Here is an 18,626-nt window from a genome sequence, read left to right as displayed (position 1 = left end):
AGGCACCACAACCATCCTCGTCTGGCAGATGCACGGACCTGCCAGACGCCACTCTTCCACCCAAATATGCCAGAACTAAGCAGCGACACACTACTAGCTTAGGCCATGCCTGACCTATGCGGCTGCGAGTCGTCCGGACCTACTTCGGGTATCGGTGAACCGGAGTGTTGGCTATAGGAACAGACCCGGAGTCGCCACACATCAGCGGGTATGCTGCACACAGCGTGACCCACACACCGTCCTCCGATTGGGGGACTGGCCAGATGGCTGGCACCCGCGAATGATGGTGCTACGGCGTCGGGTGGTCCGCGCCACCAGGGGTGAGCTCGATGGGGATCTGCGACCTCCTTGATGGATGGGACGAGGGTCCGAACTCTGCACAGTTCGGCGATATCCGCGACTTCGTCAATGATCTCCTCGAGAGTTGGGGGTTCGACACCCCACAGTGGAGTGACCAGATGCCGACGGGGTACGAGGATTCCCCAGCTGTCTACACGAGCCAGGACAACACGATCCATCTCAACCCCGATATCTTTTACGGTGATGCCGAGGACGCTGTGAACATCGCCGTTCACGAGGGCCTTCATGCCGCCATGCACCAGCTTGACTGGAATTTAAGGGACGCCGAGGAGGAATGGACAGCAGCAAGCGTTGGTTTGGGCGTCGCCGAGGACCTTGCCGAGGGATGTAAGGAATCCACCGAGTCGGGGAGCCCATCCTCGATGCCCGACTATCCGTTCATAAGTGAGGGCTGACATGGAAGAGCTCGATGCTGCGACCCAGGCGGCGTGGGAGCGGGCCGTTCGACGTCAAATGGCCCGGGACCGGCTTCGGGTGCGGCGGGCAGCCCTCGACGGCCGGCTGGCGCTCTACGAGAGTCTTCTCCGCCCGCTGGCATCGGAGCCGCCGGGCCATCTTGCGCAATGGCGGGCCGCCTTGCACCTCGCGACAGCAAACGAGCTCTCGCAGAGGACAGGCGTCGACCTCTTGGAAATGTTCCTTACCGATGCGCATGACGCGGCGATAGCCGCCCTCTGGGCAGCGCCGTGACCGGCCCAGCGCGTGTAGTCGCTGACGGCGCGCCGTGCTGGCTACTCGCCGACGCCGACTACGCCCCGGAGGTTGTCCGGCTAGTCCGAAAGGCGAGGCGCCGGGTTTTCGCGAGCATCTTCATCATCGACCCGCAGGGTGCGGTGAATCCGTTCCTCGACCTGCTCAACGCACTCAAGGACGCGACGTGGCTTGGGGTCGACGTGCGCATCATTGCGGGGGGTTCCCGGAGCACGTTTGACATCGCCGTGGCGTCCGCCGCTGGCCGCGCCGTCCTTCGGGACAGTGGGGTGCAGTGTAGGTGGCTCACTGGCTTACCGGTTCGGAGCAGTCATGCGAAATTCGTCGTCGCGGACGACGTGTTCGTCCTTGGATCCCACAATTGGTCGGCAGGTGCCTTCACCGACCAGATTCAGGACAGCATCGCTGTGCACTCGGCGTCTATCGCTGGTGTGCTAGCGGCCCGCTTCGAGCGCCAGTGGGCAACCGCCGGGGGTGCGCCGTGATGTGGCGGTGGGAGTGGGAGGAGCTAGTTACCGACGAGGTCGTGGATTGGTTCTACCGCAACGCGGGGGTCGACGTCCCGCAAGCGGTGAGATCGCCGCAAGTTCCGGCGGCGCTGTCGGCACTCCTACATGCCGTCGGCGGGATGCCGGTAGCCGAGGAGCAACCCGACCTGAAGGCACTCGTCGAAGTGCTCGTCGACGAGGCATGCCGGCACGTGCTGCGCACAACGCCGTCCGGCCCTGCCGTGCCCGGTGTCGTGCTTCTACCAGACAAAGAAGGCAGGCTCTGTGCACAGGCGACGCCCGTCGTCGATGTCAACGCCACCGCCGCTGAGGCACTCGCCGCGCTACCGGCCATCGGCCCGGCACTGGCCCGTGCACTCATCAAGGAACGGAGGACGCGTGGTCGATTCGCCGGTCCCGCCGATCTGGTTGATCGAGTCGACGGCGTTGGTCCGACGATCGTCGAGCGACTCGGAACGACTCTGAGCTACGGGCCGGGTGCGCCGCCCCCTGTGACCCCGGCCGAACCTGGTTCGGCGTTCGCGGCGGTCGTCGCCATGTCGCGCCACGCAGATGGACCGGCCGACCCCGTCCTCGGCGCGCTCGACTTGCTCTGCTCGGTCTGTTCGGCCCAGCCTCATCCAGCGAGTGTCGGCAGCCGACCACATCCAGCGACGACAGGCCGGAATGCCCCAGCAGTGCACAAGGCCGATGGGTTAGAGCTTCTTGAGAACGGGTACCACGCCGCGCTGCTGGACCTCGTCCGCAACGCCACCCGATCAGTGGATGTATGCATGTTCCACATCGCGCTTGGCGGTCCGGACCACCCGACCCGCGCACTTCTCGTCGCACTAGGCGAGGCCGTGCAGCGAGGGGTCGCCGCAAGGGTCCTCGTCGACCGAGACCGCAGGACCGACCCCTACCGATCCACTGTCGTCAATCGGCCAGCGGTCGAACTCCTCGAGAGTCTCGGCGTCATGGTCAGGTTCGACCGCGAGGACCGGTTACTCCACTCAAAATTCGCCGTTTTCGACGGCCGCTGGACGGTGGTCGGTAGCCACAATTGGTCCGCAGGGTCATTCGCTGAGTTTGACGATGTAAGCGTTCTCGTCGACGGGATGAACGTCGCTGTGGCGCAGGTGAGCCGTTTTGACGCATTGTGGGCATCGGCGCAGGCGTGACCGTCGGAATGCCCAGATCGGTCGAACGCCCACCCGGACACGACGACGCTAGTTAGACCGCCGGGTGGCCCAGGGGAATCTCATTCCTGGGCCACCCGGCGGTCTAGGAACAACGACTTGGGGGTCAACAAACCCTCTCGGACACGCACACTATTCACACGGCCCACGGGTTTGATGATCACATCAGCCTCGTGGGCCGTGTGCGTGTAGCGAACTTGCAGGTCAACGGCCCTGTAGAGGCTCGCCACGCTCTCTATGTCAGCATCGGCCAGGGCCGCTCCGACGTTACCCAGTGAGTCGATCATCGCGTGGACTTCGGCCGCGCTCAGCGCGTCAGGTGCCGGCGTTCCTTCCAGTTCCGCCCGCGCGGCAGCTCGAACCGCTTGCGCCTCGTTCATCGGCTCGACCAGTGCCAGCGGGTCAATTCCGGCTTTGATGGCCTCTTGGAACCGGCTCAACTGAGCTTCCGCTTTGGCGAGTCGCGCTTTCACCGCCTCCCTGCCGTTCGCCGCGCCGTTCGTTCCCTGCGACTCCACCAGGGCGGCAACGGTCCGGTCCCGGTTCTCCGGTGCGAACAACCGCCCGAGCCACCCGTTCACCGCTTCCTGGAGAACGTCTTCGCGGAGGTAGACCGTGGGCGGATGTGTGGCGAGCGCAGGTGATCCGGGCGCGAGCGTCCGAGCCGGACACCGGTAGTACACGCCGCGCGCCCGTGGACTGGCTTCCATCTTCCGACCGCAGGCGGTTGCACCTGACGATGCCCCGAAACAGGTACGGCCGTTTCGTGGGCCGCTCGGCGCGCTCAGTCTTGCGCGCCGTCTTCAGCCCACCGGCGGACTTCGACTTGCGCAGTAGGTGCGCCTGCGTGAACTCCTCGACGCTCACGATCGCCGGATGCGCAGGCTTGCGGGACCGCACGATCCGATCGGCGCTCGCCCGCCGGAACCGGATCACGTAGCCGGCCGCCACGTCGTCGGGATCGAGCAGCATCTCTTGCCGCGCCCACCGCCCGAAGAACGCGAATCCCGTGTACCTCGGGTTGTCCAGGATCGCCCGCACCGTGCTGCCCTGCCAGCCGTCCGCCAACCGGTGCCGGTTCTGGTCCGGCCGTCGAGCGGACGGGCAAGGAATCCCGTCCCTGTTGAGGCCCGTTGCGATCGCCCGGTCACCTCGACCACTCACGTACTCGGCGAAGATCCGCCGCACCACCTCGGCAGACGGCTCGTCAATCGCCAGCACCCGCAACCGGTAGCCCTCACTCGCTTTTCGCGGGTTCGGATGCGGGCCGCCGTCCACCACGACATAGCCGTACGGTGCACGTCCGCCCTGGTGCCGCCCTTCGTTCACGACCTGAGCGTCCATCGCCGCCCGGACTCGTGCCTGCACGTGCTGGCGCTCGGACTCGCTCATGCCGCCCAGCACGCTCATCAACATCTTGTGCGAAGGGTTCCGGGCGTCGAACTTCCCGCCCAGCTCCGGCACCCACAGTTCGACGCCGTACGCGGCGAACTTCGGCGCGATGAGCGAGAACTGATTGCCGAACCAACACCGCGTGCCTTCACCGACCACCACGGCGTTCCACCCGCGATGCGGGTTCTTCAACGCCGCCAGCAGCCGAGCGCCCTCTTCTCGACGCTCCCACGGCACGGACCGCGACTGCCCCACGTCGAAGAACTCCTCAGCGATGACACCTCCGAGCGGTTCCACGAACTTCCGCGCGTTGCCGAACTGCCAGCCGCGCGACGTCTCGGGATCTTGGTTGTCCTCGGTCGAGCACCGCCCGTAGACCGCTACCGGCCCGATACCGTCCTCGATCGCTTCGACCACCTCGACACCCAGCAGCTCGTCCAGCGTCGCCCATGGGTCTCGGCTGATTTCAACAGTGATCGTCACCCCCTCCCGGAGGTCCGTCCAGGACCTCCACCTTGGTCAGTTCGACCAGTATGGCAAGCAGTATGCGGCTGATAGCAGGGGTCAGCACAGGTAGTTCATCCGGCAGGCGGACGGTGACACGACCGTCATCGGTCATGCCTGACCACCACCCTGCGAGCCGATTTCATCAACCGCAACCCGCTCGACAGCCGCCCGGAGGTCCGCCGTCAGGTAGCCACGAACACGCCGTGTGGTCTCCCCGTCCGGCACGTACTGCCGTAGCGGCTTGCACCCCAGCTCGCTCAACTCACGAGCGAACGTGACCGCCTCGACCTCCAGCGCCTCGACCAACTCCGACGTGGGCACGAACTCGCGCTCGTCCAGCTCCTCGCCGAGGTAGTCCACGACCGAAGCCAACGGCTCCGGAAGATCCACGACCCAGCCGTCAGCCGTCCCGCTCACGATCGCCTTGACCACCGACGTCGAGTCGATCGGCCGCGGAGCATCGTCGCCCACCGCGTGACCGCCGAGCGTGCCCGCGGCTTCCCTCAGTGCTCGACCACGCGCACAGATCACCCGCCACTCGGCGTTGGGCATGTAGTACGTCCGCACGGTCATAGCGACCATGTCCGCCCCAGCGTCCGTCTCACCGTCCGGCCGCAAGATCCCAACGCCCTTGTGACTCGGCAGCAGGGTCGAAGCGTCATACCCGCGCGTGTTCATCTGCTCGCCGAGCACGATGTTCGAGTCACGCCAGTCCATCACCCGCAACGCGAACCGTGAGCCGAGCACCGCCCGCAGGCGAGACGGGATGGTGTTCGAGTCCGGCCGCTGGGTGGCCAGGATGACCACCACACCGGCCGCCGGCCCCTTCCGCACGAGGTAGGTCAACAGGTCGGCGATGTACGCGCCGAGCGTGGTCTTCTTGCCGCCCACCTGCTCACGCGTCGGGTTCTCCAGGAACACCTGAACCTCGTCGATCACCACTCCGGTGATGGGCATCCCGAGGTCCGCGTCCCGTGAGATAGCCGGCGTGATCTTTGACTCCGGACACACTTCATCGTCCAAAGTGGCCATTCGCGCATACCGGGCTTGCACCTCCGCCACCAACTCCACCAGGTGATCCCGCACGGCGTACGCGTGCTCAAGCTCGTCCCCGCACACGTACCGGTAGACGATCTGCTCGGCAGCCTCCCAGTCCTTGCCGCCCTTCCCGTCGAACACGTACAGCCGCGCGTACGCATCCAGCACCAGCCCTGCCGCAGCCAACCGAGTGGCGAACGTCTTGCCCTGCCTAGGAATCGCACCAACGAGCAACGACGTCCACACCAATGGAAGGTCAACGCGCCGGTTCCGTGCATCCCGCCCGAACGGCACCGGCCGCCACGCGTCCCACCGCTCCACATCGAGCAACGGCGTCCGCAACGGCGGACCCGCGTACGGGTCTTCGTCAGCGACCCACAGAGCCACCCGCCCCGCGTGCCCACCGCGCCCACGGACCCGCTCCACGATGAGCTGTACCTCGTCCACCGCCAGCGCCGACGCCAGCGCGTCCCGGTGCTTGATGACGTCGGCAGCCTTCCGCGTGGCCGGAAGATCGACCGTGACCGCCCAGCCTTCCCCTACTCGTGCCGCGCGCTCGACCAACCGCAAGGTCTCGTCCTTGCCGATCAGCTTCGCGTCCCGGAACGCGTCGACCAGGAGCTGCGAGTCCATCGTCCAAGCCAGCGTGCGTGGTCCGCCCAACACCGCCTTGCGCCCTGGCGATCCGTCCTTCCGCCGACCCACGATCGCCAGCACCACCGACGCCAACCCAGTCGAGCCCCACAAGGCAACCGCGCCGTAAAGCACGTACAGCACGAGCAACGCCGCCCCGACAACCCCGACCACGGCACCGGTCACCTTCCACCGGAACAGCGTCAAGGCGCGAATCTCCACGAACTTGTCCGCCAACTTCTCGGACTGCTCCGCAGCCTCCCGGTAGTCCCGCACCCGAACCCACCGCCGCCACGCCCGAGCCGCTACCACTGCTCCCCTGCCGATTCCGCCGACGAACCGGCCTGGGAGACGCACGAGCCAACTGACGGCGACTTTCAACCAACACTGAAGCAATCGTGATGATTTGAATTGCGGTGATACGCCCACCCGACGCCAGCCGCTCCCCAACCGCCGAACCAACGTCTTCGGCTCACCGACCAACTCACCATCGAGTACCGGCTCAGCGGGCACCAGGTCGCCGTTCATGAACGACCCCCGTCCTCCATGAGCGCCGCCGCGAGCCGTGACGACAGCCCACGCGAGCACCCAGTGACCTCCCGCACCCACGCCGGCGTCACCTTCACGTCCGGCGTCCGCGCCGCCCGCGCCGCCCGTGCCACCGCGAGGTAGTCCGCGAACGACGTCCGCGGAGCCGAGGGCGCCGGTGCCGGCGGAGCGCTCGGCGCGGCGTTCGCGGCCGCGCCGAGCTTGTCCCGCAACTCCGTAACCGCCTCCGCCGCCACGAACACGACCAACGGCGGCACCGAGTGCAGCACCACGAGCGCCGCCGAGCCGGCCACGAACGCACTCCAGGTGTTCATGACGTACGTGGCTGCGAGCGTGAACCACTTCGCCGCTCGCACCCATCCGCCCATCCGGACGCCGTACCGAGCGGTGACCTGCTCGGCCCGAAGGATCGCCAGCAGCACTAGCGACACCATCGGATCGAGCAGCCACGCCGCAGACCAGGCGAGCGACCACACCGGCGCACCAGCTGCCGCGAACTGCTGGACGTTGGTCATCGTGAACGCCAGCCCGAGCAAGATCCCCGTCCAGCACAGTCGGTCCACCTGCCGAGCCACCCGCTCGACCGACTCACTCATCGCCGCTCACCCCGACGCCGAGATGGCTCGTACGTCGTTACGGTCAGCGCCCGAGTCAACGTGTAGGAGGCGAACAGTGCCGGCACGACGAGCACCGCCAGGAGCAGCCACCCATCACCGCGATGGGTGATCACCACCCACTGAACAAGCACGATCAACACCGCGTTGACCGCCACTCGACCGGCGAGCGACACCAACCGAGCACCACTCCGTGCCGCATTGGCCGCAGCCTTCGCACGACGTGCACCAGCTCGCCACACGAGCAGCAGCACGAAGACCACGCCGACACCGGCCAGCATCTGAGTTGGCGTGAGACTGAGGGCGTTCATGAACGCGGCCCCCTCTCGACCCGTTCACCGCGTCGCAGCCAGTGCGCGTACAGCTCCCGCCGGTCCTCGGCAGCCAGCGCACCCCACACCCCCACGGTGTCCTCACCGGAGGTGCGCAACTCCAGTTCCAAGCACTCGTCCCGCACCGGGCAGCCAGCGCACACCCGCGCGGCCAGCTCCCGATCGGTCAACTCCTCATCGGCCCACGGTGGCGAGTCCGTGAACGCCCACATGCACAGGCCGTCACGCCCGACGACCTCGGCCAACACCTCACTCGGCACCCACCGGAGCCGGTCCAGCTCCCACGCGATCGAGATCAGGTTCACGGCGTGCCTCCCGAACGGGGCTCGCCGAGCAGCCGCACGAGCACGTTCGCCGGGATGACGAACCGGCCACGCCGCCGCACGAGCGGCAGCCGCCCGAGCCGAACGGCCCGGTGCACGGTCGCGGCCTGGACGCCGAGCAGCCAAGCGGCCTGCCGAACGGTGTAACCGGAAGAAGGCAGAGAAGTACGCATCAGAAAAGCCCTTCGACTAATCGAGCTGACGATTTCAGCTCTATATTGCTGATTTCAGCGCATCAGCAGACGCGTTTGATCGCACCCGGCGCGAAATGCGCCGTGTCACGTCACGGAACAGCGGAAGACGGCTAATCTCAGCGCTGAGGCGGAGCGCGGAGGAATACGTGTCGGAGGATTGGGCGGCAGTCGCCAAGGCCATCAACCAGCGCGTGAACGAGCTGGGTTGGCGTCAACGGGAGCTTGCGGAACGCTCGCACGTCTCGCAGGCGATCGTGCGCGAGATCCAGCACCACACGGTCGAGCGCCGCCGCAGCCCGCGGACCCTTGAGTCCCTGTCGACCACGCTCGGCTGGCACCCCCAGCACCTCGACTCGGTGCTGCACGGTCGAAGGCCACCCGAAGCCGACGAGCCGATCACCAACCCGACCGACAGCCTCTGGTCCCGTTTGGACGGTTTCGAGCAGCGGCTCAACGACATCGCCGACCGCCTCGACGACCTCAAGTCGGACCTCTCGACCGTGATCGAACACGTCCGCGACCGCCGTTAGCGCGATGCATTTCCGCTGGTGGAGCGAGCTGTTTTCCATGGCTCAATTCCACTGCGGAAGCGCCTTCGGCCCCATGCATCACCGATGCACATCCAGTGCACCACCAGTGCACATCGCTCCCGGGGGGATAGCGAGAAGATGAGCCAGCACGAGGGTTGGACCGGCCGAACCGCCAGCGCCCTTCAGACAGCCATGCGCCTCACCAACGAAGCGTTCGCCGAGCACCTGGGAATCGCCGTCCGCACGGTCGCCGGCTGGCACCAGAAACCCGACCTCAGGCCGAAGTCCGAAATGCAACAGCTCCTCGACACGGCCCACGACCAGGCCGACGCAGCCGTCAAAGCCAGGTTCGCCGCCCTGATCGCCGAACCGAAGCTCGACCTCCCGGACGGCGCGGCAGCCGACGCCGAACTACGGCTCAGCTCCGACCCGAACATCGTCGCCGCGCTGGACTGGCTCGACCAGCACGCGGGCTGGGAGCCGGGAACCGCCCGGCGCGACGTCGCTGCCCGCCTCGTCCGCCTCGACGTCCGCGCACTACAGGACCGAGGCGTCCGCCGAGGTCGGGTGAACCAACGCGACACCGCACGCGCGCTCGCCGACTACTACGGCACGGCCACCACCGGCCACGGCCGCTACGCCGCCCGCTTCGGCACCACCACCCGCGCGGCCACGACCGTGTTGACGCACCCGGACTGGCTCGACCTCGACTGCCCGCTCATCCCGGCCCACGACCGACTCAAGCTGTCGACCGTAACCCCGGACGATCATCAGCCGATGAACGAGGAGAGCGCCGGACGCGCGGCCCAGCGGCTGGCCGAAGCCCTTGCGCTCGGCAATCGCATGGTCAACATGCCGCTGTATCGACTGCTCGACGTGGGCGTGCAGAGGCACCAGCTCGGCGGCAGCGTCGGCGTGACGAACTTCGTGGGGTACGTCGTGACGATGGACCTGCTCGAAGGTGAGTTGGTCGGCGCGCTCACCACCCGCCAACCGATCAGCCCCGGTGCCCTACCCCTCCGCGACGCCTACCTACCCGACCTATCCTCAGTCCTCGACGTCTCCGGCCGCATGTGCGCAGGTGGCGCTCTGGCCTTGACCGCCATCGCACGACCAGCCGACCCGTTCCGCGGCGAAGCGGACTACCTCCTGCTGGTCCAGGAACGCTCTGGTCACGTCATCAACGCCGCACGCCGCTTGGCCGTGATCCCGAAGGGTTTCCACCAGCCGCTGACCGACTACCGAGCCGACGCCCAGATCGGCGCGACGCTCCGCCGCGAGATGGAAGAAGAGCTGTTCGGCCGCGACGACATCGACAACACGGTCGGCGACCAGCGCCACGCGGACCCGATGCACCCGACTCGCCTCTCCGAGCCGATGCGCTGGCTGCTCGCCGAGCCTGGCCGTCTCCGGATGGAGTGCACCGGCTTCGGCCTGAACCTTGTCAGCGGCAACTTCGAGTTCGCCAGCCTGATCGTGATCGAAGACGAACAGTTTTGGACGGAGTTCGGCGGACAAGTCCGAGCGAACTGGGAAGCATCGAACCTCCGGCAGTTCTCCAGCCTGGACACCGAGGGCCTTGAAGAACTGGCCAACGATGTAGCGTGGAGCAACGAAGGACTGTTCGCGCTCCTCCAAGGTCTCCGCCGCCTGCGACAAATCGGCGGAAGCCGCGTGAACCTGCCAACGATCGAATGGGAGACAGAGTGACCGCCAACTGGCAAGCCGGAAACGCCAACGAAGACGGCGCGGTGACCCGCGGCTGGCTGGTAGGCCACTTCATCGACCCGTCCGAGGGCGTTCGGTCCCAGAAGGACGTTGAGGTCAAGTGGTTCAACCACCCCGCAGGTGACAAGCGTGTCGAGTGGACCTCCGACGACCAGCGAACGACCCTGGTCCTGTTGGTACAGGGCAACTTTCGGGTCGACACGACCGAGGGCAACACCACCATGACCCGACCCGGCGACTACGTGATGTGGGGCGCTGGCGTCGACCACTCCTGGGAAGCGCTCGAAGACTCGACCGTCCTCACGGTCCGGTGGCCGTCACAGACCTGACAACTCGATCGCCGGCAGCTTCACCCGCAGGCCACCGATCTCCGCAAGCCGCCGAAGTCCTTGGAGCAACGCGAACAGCCCTTCGTTGCTCCAGGACTCGTACGTCACCAAATCGGCGATCAATTCGTCATCAAGGCTCGAATACAACCGCAACCCAGACGCTTCCCAGTTGGCCTCAACCGCCCCGCCGAAGCGCGTCCAGAACTCCTCGTCCTCAATAACCACAAGACTGGCGAACTCGTAATTCCCGCTCACCAGGTTGAACCCGAACCCGGTGCACTCCATCCGCATCCTGCTCGGATCATCACGCAGCCACCTCATCGGCGCAGACCACCGGCCAGGGTGCATCGGCGAGGCCGCGCGACCCTCCCCTACCGTGGTGTCCACCTCGTCGCGGCCGAACAGCTCCTCCTCCAGCTCACGGAGCAGCGTGGCACTGACCCTCGCGTCCGCACGCACATCGGTCAACGGCTGATGGAACCCCTTCGGCACAACGGCAAGCCGCCCGGACGTGTTGAGCACATGCCCTGACCGTTCCTGTACCAGCAGCGCGTAGTCCGGCGCCCCACGGTACGGATCACGCGGACGAGCGATCGCACATAGCGCCAGCACACCGCCTGCGCACACGCGTCCCGGCAGATCGAGCACTGCATCGAGATTCGGCAAGAACTCGTCCCGAAGCGGCAGCGCACCGGTTCTCGCGCCAGAGACCACCGCCTCGACCAGCTCCCCTTCGAGCAGGTCCGCCGTCAACGCGTACTCGGCGAAGTCCACCAGCCCCACCGTGCCCTCGATGGCCGAACCGACGTCTACGCGCAGCAGCCGGTAGAGCGGCAGGTTCATGACCCGCACGTCCAACGCGGCCCATTCCGCGAGCCGTGCCACAGCCGCTTCCGCCGCCGCTTCACTCAGGGCAGCGCGCGGGCCATCACGGCGGCCCGCGAGCACCAGGCGGTCGTTCTCCGCCGTCAACGAAGCGGGCTGATCAAGCCACTCGGGACGAGCGAGGATGCTGGTCTTGACGTCTTCGCCACCACAACGCACGCGGTACATGCCGTGTCCCGCGACTCCACGTCGGTAGTACGCGCGGAGCGCACGAACGATCTGCTCCCGACTCACCCTCGCGCGCCGATACCGCCGGTCGACCAGCGCACCGGCCTCGAACGTGGCGAGCTTGGCGTGCACCTTCGCCCGGCTCTCCCCTGGTGCCCACCCAGCCCGCTCGTCCAACCAATCCGCCATGTCAGCCAAGTCGGCGTTCGCACGCACGTCCAACTTGCCGACGTCGTTCCCCGCGGACCCAGCAGCCGAAGGTTCCGCCAACAGCTCGTGGATGCTGGTCCGGAAGATCTTCTCCAACAGCCGAGCAGTCACCGGCCGGACCGGACCGAGCGGCTGACCGGACGACCTCCGCCCCGCAGCCAGCCTGTGGAGGTGACGCAAGCTGATCGTGCCGGGTTCGCCGGCCTCCCGCGCGAAGACCTCGACGTACTCGGCGAACTCCTCCAGCGTCTGCTGTCGGTCCCAGATCTTCTGCTCAAGCACCGTCCGCGCCGTCCGCATGACCACCTCTCACCGGCTGATTCCGCGCTGACAAGCCGTTGATTTCAGTGTGTCACGACGTAGCTGCTACCCGTCCCGGAACCCCGTCCCGTCACGCCAGCCCGTCCCGACCAACGGGACACCTCGCGCACCGCTGATGACCAGCGCAAACACGCCAAAATGACGACCGGGACGGGACAATCCAACCCGTCCCAAACGCACGAAACGGCCGTGCGCGACGCCATCCGAATGGATGGTTCGCACACGGCCGTCCCGTCCCACAGGTGCCGGGGGAGGCGTCCGGCACCCCATGCCCAACCGTCAGAGCGCGGTCAACGACGGTTGGAGGTCTCCAGCGCCAACAGGTCCGCCAACTCCCGACCGCTCATCGGCCCGTCGCACTCGGCCGGCGACACCAGCCACTCCGCCTTGTGCCCTTCCACCACGGCGGGCGGCAGCGGCAGCATCGAGCCCCGAGGAAAGACCAACCTCTCCTCCACCCCCTCCGCCGACGACACCACGAACACCGCCGACTCGATCATCAGGCCGAACGTCGGAACCGGAAGCATCACCACCGGCGTCGGCGACGCCCGGAACGCCTCCGACTCGACCACCCGCCGCGCCAGCTCAGGCTCGACCACCACCGCGGCCATCAGCTTGCCCAGCACAGCCAACGCCGACCGCGTGACCCCGCCGTCCGACACCGGCCACAACCGCCGGACCTCCTCCGGGTCCAGCGTCGCCATCGCAGGCGACGACAAGGCCAGCGCATCGCACTCAGCGTTCGTCACCGGATCGACATAGGAGTCACCGACCCACAGCGCACCCGGTACTACCGGCCACCCGCGCCCGACGCACTCCAGCGCGGTCTCCAGCCCGTTACTCGCCACCGTTGCCCCCGACCCAGAAGATGCGAGGGTTCGCACCCCCACCGGCCCGGTAGAAGATCAGCGCGTTCTCCGCCGACTGGAGACCCATGCGCATCCCACCGTGCACGCTGATCACCTCGACACCGGTCTTGGTGGTCATCCCCCACGCCACGATGTTCAGATCCTCCGGCGGCCCGAACGTCTCCTGCACCACCGCGAACACCCGCGGAGCCTGGTCGTCCACGAACTCTTGAACCTCACCGACGACCTTCGGGTCATCAAACAGCGAGACGGGCTTCTCCCCACCCTCTCCCTGTTCGCCGTCACTCACCAGCGTCACCGTCATGACTGCCTTCCCTCTGCTCCTCACGGATCAGGCACACCTCATCCCGCGCCCAAACCGCCGCCTGTGCGTTCTCCTGGCACTGCCGCACGTATCGCCTACCGACGGCGACGAGGTAGAGCAGAGGGATCACGAGCCACACCAAGAACAGCACGACGCCGCCGAGATCACTCGCCAAATCACTCCACACCACAACCATCACCACCTCAGACGATCCGCTGACGAGGAGCTTGGCCAACGGTCCCGCCAAGAAGAAGGGCCTGTAGCTGACCTACATGGACCTACGGGGTCATCAACCACGGTGGCCGCGATATACAAGCGGGCAATAGTCTAATTACTGGGAAGCGGAAGCCGTCCCAGAGCCGACGAGACCAAGAGTGAATACCCTATATGGGAATGGCATAAGCGGCACTACGACTTCAATGAATTGCAATGGTCACCACTTAAGCATGAAGTCATCGCTCGCCAAAAGCGCGCAACGCCAGTATTCCGCTCTTGCGGCCTCGTCTCCCCAGGGAGTGGATGCGACAAATTCCGCCGCCTTCATTTCACTACGATCCCAGTGGATCAAATCTCCGTACTGAAAAAACGAAAGAAGCCGTCCGCATTCGCACTTCTTGATGCATACGGAAGCGCGAATCTCAAAGATTGAGGTAGCGCAAGGCTTCGCCATTCATTTCACTTCGGGCTGAACCGGCTCATCTTCAGACACGCAGGAGATTATGCCCCACGAGACGGGACAGACCATCAGAAACCGAGACACTGTGAGCCTCATCGGCCATGATGTGATCAAAATCGAATCAATAGGCACTCAGGTCTCGAACGAGACTCTTCCCATGGGTCATCGATGATGGCATACTTGACGGATGCCTGGCCGCTCAACAACTCTGACACGCTGGCTCGTAATAGCCGTGATTTTCGTAAGTGTGACCACAGGAAGCATAGCAGCACTAAAAAATCTCCGCACAGATTGGCCTTCATGGGTTATCCCAGCCGCATCAGCAGCATTAGGTGTTATAACTGCCTACATAGCGAGTTGGGCTCAGTCAGAAGTAAAAGCCACTATCGACCACCGGAGAATGCGGCATCAGCGCCAAATCGGTGGCGAACAAGCTCTACTTCGGGAATTAGGAAGCAGCAATAAGCTTCCTCGCCTTCAAAGCATCCCGCCGAACCAACTAGGCGTTCATGCTGCAGTAAGAGCCAAAATTGACACATCTGATTCCAATGCGAGCGATTGGAATCTTCCACAATACGTTACCAGAGACATCGACGAAGAGATTCGCCAAGTACTGAGTGCGACGGCAAAGAAGAACGGCTTTCTGCTATTGATAGGGAACTCTTCGGCAGGAAAAACGAGGTGCGCGTACGAAGGAGCCAAGGCCGTAGCGCCACAGTGGCAAGTTTTCCGCCCCAAAGATGGAAAATCATTGAATGACGTCGTAAACAGTGGAGTAACACTTCGCAAGACGATTATTTGGCTCGATGAAATTCAGCAATACCTGGACGGCGAGAACGCTATCACATCCAACACAGTACAGAAAATTCTGAATGCAAGCGGCCCTACCATCATTATAGGTACCATATGGCCAGATTTGTACTATAATTACTTAGAGCGTGAATCGCAATCTTCGATCCCGCCTGGAAGAGGGCGGGAAGTTCTGCGGTTAAGCATCACCATAGATGTTTCAGACTCGTTTACAAAGCAGGAGATCCAACGCGCACGTGAAGTTTCTCAAAAAGACGATCGAATCGCGGAGGCCTTGCAGAGCTCTCACTTCGGCTTAACTCAGATGTTAGCTGCAGCGCCTGAGCTGATACGACGCTGGGAGAGTGCGCCAACGGCGGTCGGAAGAGCTATTCTGACCGCCGCAATTGATATATGGCGGCTCGGTGTCAAAGGTGCCGTATCGGATCAGTTTCTTAAGTCCGCGACTCCTCTCTATCTCTCACCAACCGAACGCGCTCAGGCAGCACCGAATTGGTATACCGACGCGATAAAATTCGCAAGTAAGCGCGTCAAGGGTGCAACTAGCGCGCTTCTTCAACTGGGCAACGAGATGAGTGTAGCTAATGGCTACACTGTCGCAGACTACTTAGCACAACGTGGCAGCGAACAAAGACGTTCCATTCTTCCGCCGATGCAACTGTGGGAGCAGTTATTAAACTATACCGAAGATATGGATGACCTACTTAGAGTTGCAAAAAGCGCCCAGGATCGAATCCTCTTAAGAACAGCTGAGAAGTTCTACTTGAAGGCAATAGGTAAAGGATCTGCGCACGCTCGTACCGAACTAGCGAACATGTACAACGATCAAGGGCGAGGGAAGGTCGCCGAGGATCTATTGCGTGCAGGAATCGTGAATGAAGCAGAGGCACGGTCATCTCTTGCCTACATGCTACAACAAAAAGGCCGATGGGCTGAAGAAGAAGAAATAAGACAAGAAGCCGTTCGGCAGGGCGATAGCTACTCCAAAAGACAATTAGCGGAACTCTTCATCAGAACCAAGCGTGTAGCTGAAGCCGAAAAACTTTTAGTTCAAGCTCTGGCCGAAGGCGACCTCACAGCGACAGCACCACTTTCCAGAGTCCTCGAAGGCCGGGGAAACCATGATGAAGCTGAAACTTTGCTTCGCACAAAAACGACAGACGCTGCCGATCACAGCGAATCCGCTCTTGCGGATTTTCTCTGTCGTCACAACCGGCTCGATGAAGCAGAAGAAGTGCTACGTCAAGCCATCACATCAGGACAACCCGGACTTATCCGCTCCAAACTCGTCGATATCTTGAATGAACAGTCGCGACACGAAGAAGCCGAGGAAATACTTCGTGAGGCTGTAGCGGAAAAAGAGCCACTAGCCGACTTATGGTTGGCCATACATTTTACCAAATACAAGAGGGAGGACGAAGCAGAAGAGGTGCTCAAGGAAGCATTCGAACGTGGATCGCCTTTCGTTGGGCCTCTACTCGCAGCCCGATTGCAGCGACGCGGCTTGCACAATGAGGCTAATGACGTATGGCAGCAAGCACGCGCAGGTGGTGACCCATTCGCCGCGATTCTCTACGGCACCATCGACAAAAGAAATGAAGATCGCATAAAGAAGTACGGACTCGAGCCAGACGGGTCAGTATGTCAACCGTGGTGGTGAGCGCACATCAGAACACAACAGTGACTATTTAAAAATTCTTAAATGAAGATACAGCCAGCTATCTTCTGCTATATAACTTCGTCCGGGTGGCTCTGCCCTGACGATATGGTTAGGGCAGAGCCACCCGGACAAAGTCAAGCGAAATCGCGAAGAGCGACTTGTGTGAATAGTGAACAAGTCGCTCCTCGGACACATAATTTGCCCCGCGAGATATCTCCAGGTCACCTGGGAGTCTCGTGGGGCATTGTGTTTCCCGACGCTGCTTCGACCCTACCCGATGGTCGCTGCTCGTAGGGTGTCTGCCGGTGCGGGGGCAGGAGCAGTGGGCGGCGCCCAGCTCGTCCCACGACCTGTCGACCGCGGTCACGGCAGTGCTGGCCCGGCAGCGGGTACTCAGCTCCCCCGGCCCGAGATGCGTTCCGCGAACGGGTGGTGCCGAGGGCGACGTGGAACCCGGTCTGCTCGCGCCGACGCTGGGGCGCTGCCAGGCGGACCGGTCGCTGGAGAGGCTGGCGCGTGGGGCGAGTTCTGTGAGCCAGTGCATCGACCTGGCCCGCTGGTGCATCGGGCTGATCCGCCTCAGAGGCCGTCGCGCAGCTCACGGCCAGCAGGAGTTGTTCGCCTGCCTTTCCACCATCTTCGGTTCCGGGCCTGCCATAGACACGCTGCGGTGCCAAACTACTGCGTGATGTGCGCGCTCGCCCGGTACTGCCGCGGTCGAGCAGCGCGACCCCCGTAGCGTCGCAGCGGAAGACGAGCCCGAGCTCGTCGACCAGCCGTGCGGTCTGCTCCGGGCCTGGGTTGTCGGCGATGCCCGCGGCGGTGAGGTGTGGCGCGATGCGGCCGAGCAGGTGGTCCTCGCGCAAGTAGAGGTTGCCCGGCGCGCCCTCCGGTCGGGTACGGGAGCTGGTGTGACCGTGACGGCAGCGGTAGGCGGCACGACCGTGAGAGCGGTGTGAGTCCATCTTCCGCCTGCACAACCCGCACTGGAGCCTGCCCGCCAACAAGTAGACGCACTCGCCGCCATCGGTGTCGGCACGGCTCGTGCTGTTCCTGGTGGCCTGGATGGTCTGGGCGGCGACGAAGTCCTGCTCGGACACCAACGGCACGTGGGCGATGCGGGTCGAGATCGCCCAGGCGTACTGCTCGTTGCGCACGCTGGTCCGACGACCGCTCGGCGAGCGGGTGGCGCGGTCGGCGCTCGTGCGATTCCACACCTGACGACCGGTGTAGCGCGGATTGCCCAGGATCTCCACCACCGTACGCAGCGACCAACCCGGATCGACCCGATGCCGGTCGCGTTCCGCGTCCGCGCTCGACGGACTGGGCACCGACTGCTCGTTGAGGTGACGGGCGATACCCGCAGCACTGTGCCCGGCCAGACGCAAGGAGAAGATCAGCTTCACGGTGGGAGCGGTGGCCGGGTTCGGCATGAGCCGCTGCTGCCGCACCCCGCGCCGCGCCAACGCCCGATTCGGGTGCGGCCCGGCGTCCACGAGACCGTAGCCGTAGGGCGGCCTGCCTCCGAGGTAGCGTCCCTGCTCGACGGTCTGCATCCGCATCACGGTGACGACACGATGCCGGGAACGCAGCACCTCCGTGAGCGAGTGCAACGCCAGCAACGCTTCGTGCGCGGGGTTGCCGAAGTCCACCGGCCCCTCGGCCTCCGGCAGCCACAACTGCACCCCGTACCGCTCTAACTGGTCCTAACAGAATCGTTGGACGTGTCGGTAGCAGATGATGCAGGTGGCGAGGCCGAGAAAGGCCTCGTGGATGTCATCGCGTCGTTCCCATCG

Annotated in this window: 20 protein-coding genes; 8 read left to right on the top strand and 12 right to left on the bottom strand. The window is 64.3% G+C overall.

Features of this window, described 5'->3' with window-relative positions; translation table 11 throughout:
- Positions 1–329: 329 nt before the first annotated feature.
- From ADK67_RS03700 to ADK67_RS48530, 4 genes are read left to right on the top strand one after another with little or no spacing between them, the layout of a single operon-like run.
- Entirely contained in the window at positions 330–755 is a 426-nt protein-coding gene (locus ADK67_RS03700; protein ID WP_157619886.1) for a hypothetical protein, read from the top strand.
- Between the two features lies 1 nt (position 756).
- Positions 757–1,050: a hypothetical protein gene (locus ADK67_RS03695; RefSeq protein WP_157619885.1), complete on the top strand. Its 294-nt coding sequence runs from the start codon at positions 757–759 to the stop codon at positions 1,048–1,050.
- Positions 1,047–1,556, top strand: a complete 510-nt coding sequence (locus ADK67_RS03690) for a phospholipase D-like domain-containing protein (protein ID WP_053714959.1) — start codon at positions 1,047–1,049, stop codon at positions 1,554–1,556. Before ADK67_RS03695 ends, ADK67_RS03690 begins: the two co-directional genes overlap by 4 nt.
- Positions 1,557–1,597: 41 nt before the next feature.
- Positions 1,598–2,740: a phospholipase D-like domain-containing protein gene (locus tag ADK67_RS48530; RefSeq protein ID WP_197289260.1), complete on the top strand. Its 1,143-nt coding sequence runs from the start codon at positions 1,598–1,600 to the stop codon at positions 2,738–2,740.
- An 80-nt stretch (positions 2,741–2,820) separates the two neighbouring features.
- On the opposite strand, the gene ADK67_RS53305 is transcribed toward ADK67_RS48530, so the two are convergent.
- The 7 genes from ADK67_RS53305 to ADK67_RS50420 form a co-directional block, all read right to left on the bottom strand.
- The gene (locus ADK67_RS53305) at positions 2,821–3,198 is read right to left on the bottom strand and encodes a hypothetical protein (RefSeq protein ID WP_231647999.1); all 378 of its coding nucleotides are present in this window, start codon (positions 3,196–3,198) and stop codon (positions 2,821–2,823) included.
- Entirely contained in the window at positions 3,161–4,633 is a 1,473-nt protein-coding gene (locus ADK67_RS03680; RefSeq protein WP_231647998.1) for a recombinase family protein, read from the bottom strand. The genes ADK67_RS53305 and ADK67_RS03680 overlap by 38 nt, the downstream gene beginning before the upstream one ends.
- 132 nt (positions 4,634–4,765) lie before the next feature.
- Positions 4,766–6,856, bottom strand: coding sequence for an FtsK/SpoIIIE domain-containing protein (locus tag ADK67_RS03675; RefSeq protein WP_053714957.1), 2,091 nt, complete (start codon positions 6,854–6,856; stop codon positions 4,766–4,768).
- The gene (locus tag ADK67_RS03670) at positions 6,853–7,473 is read right to left on the bottom strand and encodes a hypothetical protein (RefSeq protein ID WP_053714956.1); all 621 of its coding nucleotides are present in this window, start codon (positions 7,471–7,473) and stop codon (positions 6,853–6,855) included. The genes ADK67_RS03675 and ADK67_RS03670 overlap by 4 nt, the downstream gene beginning before the upstream one ends.
- Entirely contained in the window at positions 7,470–7,802 is a 333-nt protein-coding gene (locus ADK67_RS03665; RefSeq protein ID WP_053714955.1) for a hypothetical protein, read from the bottom strand. The genes ADK67_RS03670 and ADK67_RS03665 overlap by 4 nt, the downstream gene beginning before the upstream one ends.
- Entirely contained in the window at positions 7,799–8,128 is a 330-nt protein-coding gene (locus ADK67_RS03660; RefSeq protein WP_053714954.1) for a WhiB family transcriptional regulator, read from the bottom strand. Before ADK67_RS03660 ends, ADK67_RS03665 begins: the two co-directional genes overlap by 4 nt.
- On the bottom strand, positions 8,125–8,319 hold the full coding sequence (locus ADK67_RS50420; RefSeq protein WP_157619883.1) for a helix-turn-helix domain-containing protein: 195 nt from the start codon (positions 8,317–8,319) through the stop codon (positions 8,125–8,127). The genes ADK67_RS03660 and ADK67_RS50420 overlap by 4 nt, the downstream gene beginning before the upstream one ends.
- 167 nt (positions 8,320–8,486) lie before the next feature.
- On the opposite strand from ADK67_RS50420, the gene ADK67_RS03655 reads away from it, so the two are divergent.
- The 3 genes from ADK67_RS03655 to ADK67_RS03645 all read left to right on the top strand — a co-directional run bounded on the left by ADK67_RS03655 (position 8,487) and on the right by ADK67_RS03645 (position 10,927).
- Entirely contained in the window at positions 8,487–8,870 is a 384-nt protein-coding gene (locus ADK67_RS03655) for a helix-turn-helix domain-containing protein (RefSeq protein ID WP_053714953.1), read from the top strand.
- A gap of 138 nt (positions 8,871–9,008) precedes the next feature.
- Entirely contained in the window at positions 9,009–10,580 is a 1,572-nt protein-coding gene (locus tag ADK67_RS03650) for a hypothetical protein (protein ID WP_053714952.1), read from the top strand.
- Complete coding sequence (locus tag ADK67_RS03645; protein ID WP_053714951.1) at positions 10,577–10,927, top strand: hypothetical protein; 351 nt, start codon at positions 10,577–10,579, stop codon at positions 10,925–10,927. Before ADK67_RS03650 ends, ADK67_RS03645 begins: the two co-directional genes overlap by 4 nt.
- On the opposite strand, the gene ADK67_RS03640 is transcribed toward ADK67_RS03645, so the two are convergent.
- The 4 genes from ADK67_RS03640 to ADK67_RS03625 form a co-directional block, all read right to left on the bottom strand.
- Complete coding sequence (locus tag ADK67_RS03640; protein ID WP_231647997.1) at positions 10,916–12,472, bottom strand: transcriptional regulator; 1,557 nt, start codon at positions 12,470–12,472, stop codon at positions 10,916–10,918. The genes ADK67_RS03645 and ADK67_RS03640 overlap by 12 nt on opposite strands.
- Before the next feature lie 329 nt (positions 12,473–12,801).
- Entirely contained in the window at positions 12,802–13,215 is a 414-nt protein-coding gene (locus tag ADK67_RS03635) for a hypothetical protein (RefSeq protein ID WP_053714950.1), read from the bottom strand.
- A 133-nt stretch (positions 13,216–13,348) separates the two neighbouring features.
- A complete protein-coding gene (locus ADK67_RS03630) occupies positions 13,349–13,684 on the bottom strand; it encodes a hypothetical protein (RefSeq protein WP_053714949.1) in 336 nt (111 codons plus the stop codon).
- Positions 13,662–13,919 carry a hypothetical protein gene (locus ADK67_RS03625; RefSeq protein WP_157619881.1) on the bottom strand — a complete coding sequence of 86 codons (258 nt, stop codon included), beginning with the start codon at positions 13,917–13,919 and terminating at the stop codon, positions 13,662–13,664. Before ADK67_RS03625 ends, ADK67_RS03630 begins: the two co-directional genes overlap by 23 nt.
- A gap of 673 nt (positions 13,920–14,592) precedes the next feature.
- Here ADK67_RS03625 and ADK67_RS50415 point away from each other — a divergent pair.
- Positions 14,593–16,830: a tetratricopeptide repeat protein gene (locus tag ADK67_RS50415; RefSeq protein ID WP_157619880.1), complete on the top strand. Its 2,238-nt coding sequence runs from the start codon at positions 14,593–14,595 to the stop codon at positions 16,828–16,830.
- Between the two features lie 221 nt (positions 16,831–17,051).
- On the opposite strand, the gene ADK67_RS48525 is transcribed toward ADK67_RS50415, so the two are convergent.
- A complete protein-coding gene (locus ADK67_RS48525; RefSeq protein ID WP_082403189.1) occupies positions 17,052–18,515 on the bottom strand; it encodes a recombinase family protein in 1,464 nt (487 codons plus the stop codon).
- Positions 18,516–18,626 lie beyond the last annotated feature (111 nt).

Origin of the sequence: Saccharothrix sp. NRRL B-16348 (assembly GCF_001280085.1) — a bacterium.
Taxonomy (GTDB): Bacteria; Actinomycetota; Actinomycetes; order Mycobacteriales; family Pseudonocardiaceae; genus Actinosynnema.
This window is presented reverse-complemented; position numbering and strand designations above follow the sequence as displayed.

What these genes read in the sequence shown, in the direction of transcription:
- ADK67_RS03665 (WP_053714955.1), bottom strand. Translation starts at nt 7,802, where the DNA reads ATGAACGCCCTCAGTCTCACGCCAACTCAGATGCTGGCCGGTGTCGGC.
- ADK67_RS50420 (WP_157619883.1), bottom strand. Translation starts at nt 8,319, where the DNA reads ATGCGTACTTCTCTGCCTTCTTCCGGTTACACCGTTCGGCAGGCCGCT.
- ADK67_RS03670 (WP_053714956.1), bottom strand. Translation starts at nt 7,473, where the DNA reads ATGAGTGAGTCGGTCGAGCGGGTGGCTCGGCAGGTGGACCGACTGTGC.
- ADK67_RS03650 (WP_053714952.1), top strand. Translation starts at nt 9,009, where the DNA reads ATGAGCCAGCACGAGGGTTGGACCGGCCGAACCGCCAGCGCCCTTCAG.
- ADK67_RS03630 (WP_053714949.1), bottom strand. Translation starts at nt 13,684, where the DNA reads ATGACGGTGACGCTGGTGAGTGACGGCGAACAGGGAGAGGGTGGGGAG.
- ADK67_RS03675 (WP_053714957.1), bottom strand. Translation starts at nt 6,856, where the DNA reads ATGAACGGCGACCTGGTGCCCGCTGAGCCGGTACTCGATGGTGAGTTG.
- ADK67_RS03700 (WP_157619886.1), top strand. Translation starts at nt 330, where the DNA reads ATGGGGATCTGCGACCTCCTTGATGGATGGGACGAGGGTCCGAACTCT.
- ADK67_RS03635 (WP_053714950.1), bottom strand. Translation starts at nt 13,215, where the DNA reads ATGGCGACGCTGGACCCGGAGGAGGTCCGGCGGTTGTGGCCGGTGTCG.
- ADK67_RS03695 (WP_157619885.1), top strand. Translation starts at nt 757, where the DNA reads ATGGAAGAGCTCGATGCTGCGACCCAGGCGGCGTGGGAGCGGGCCGTT.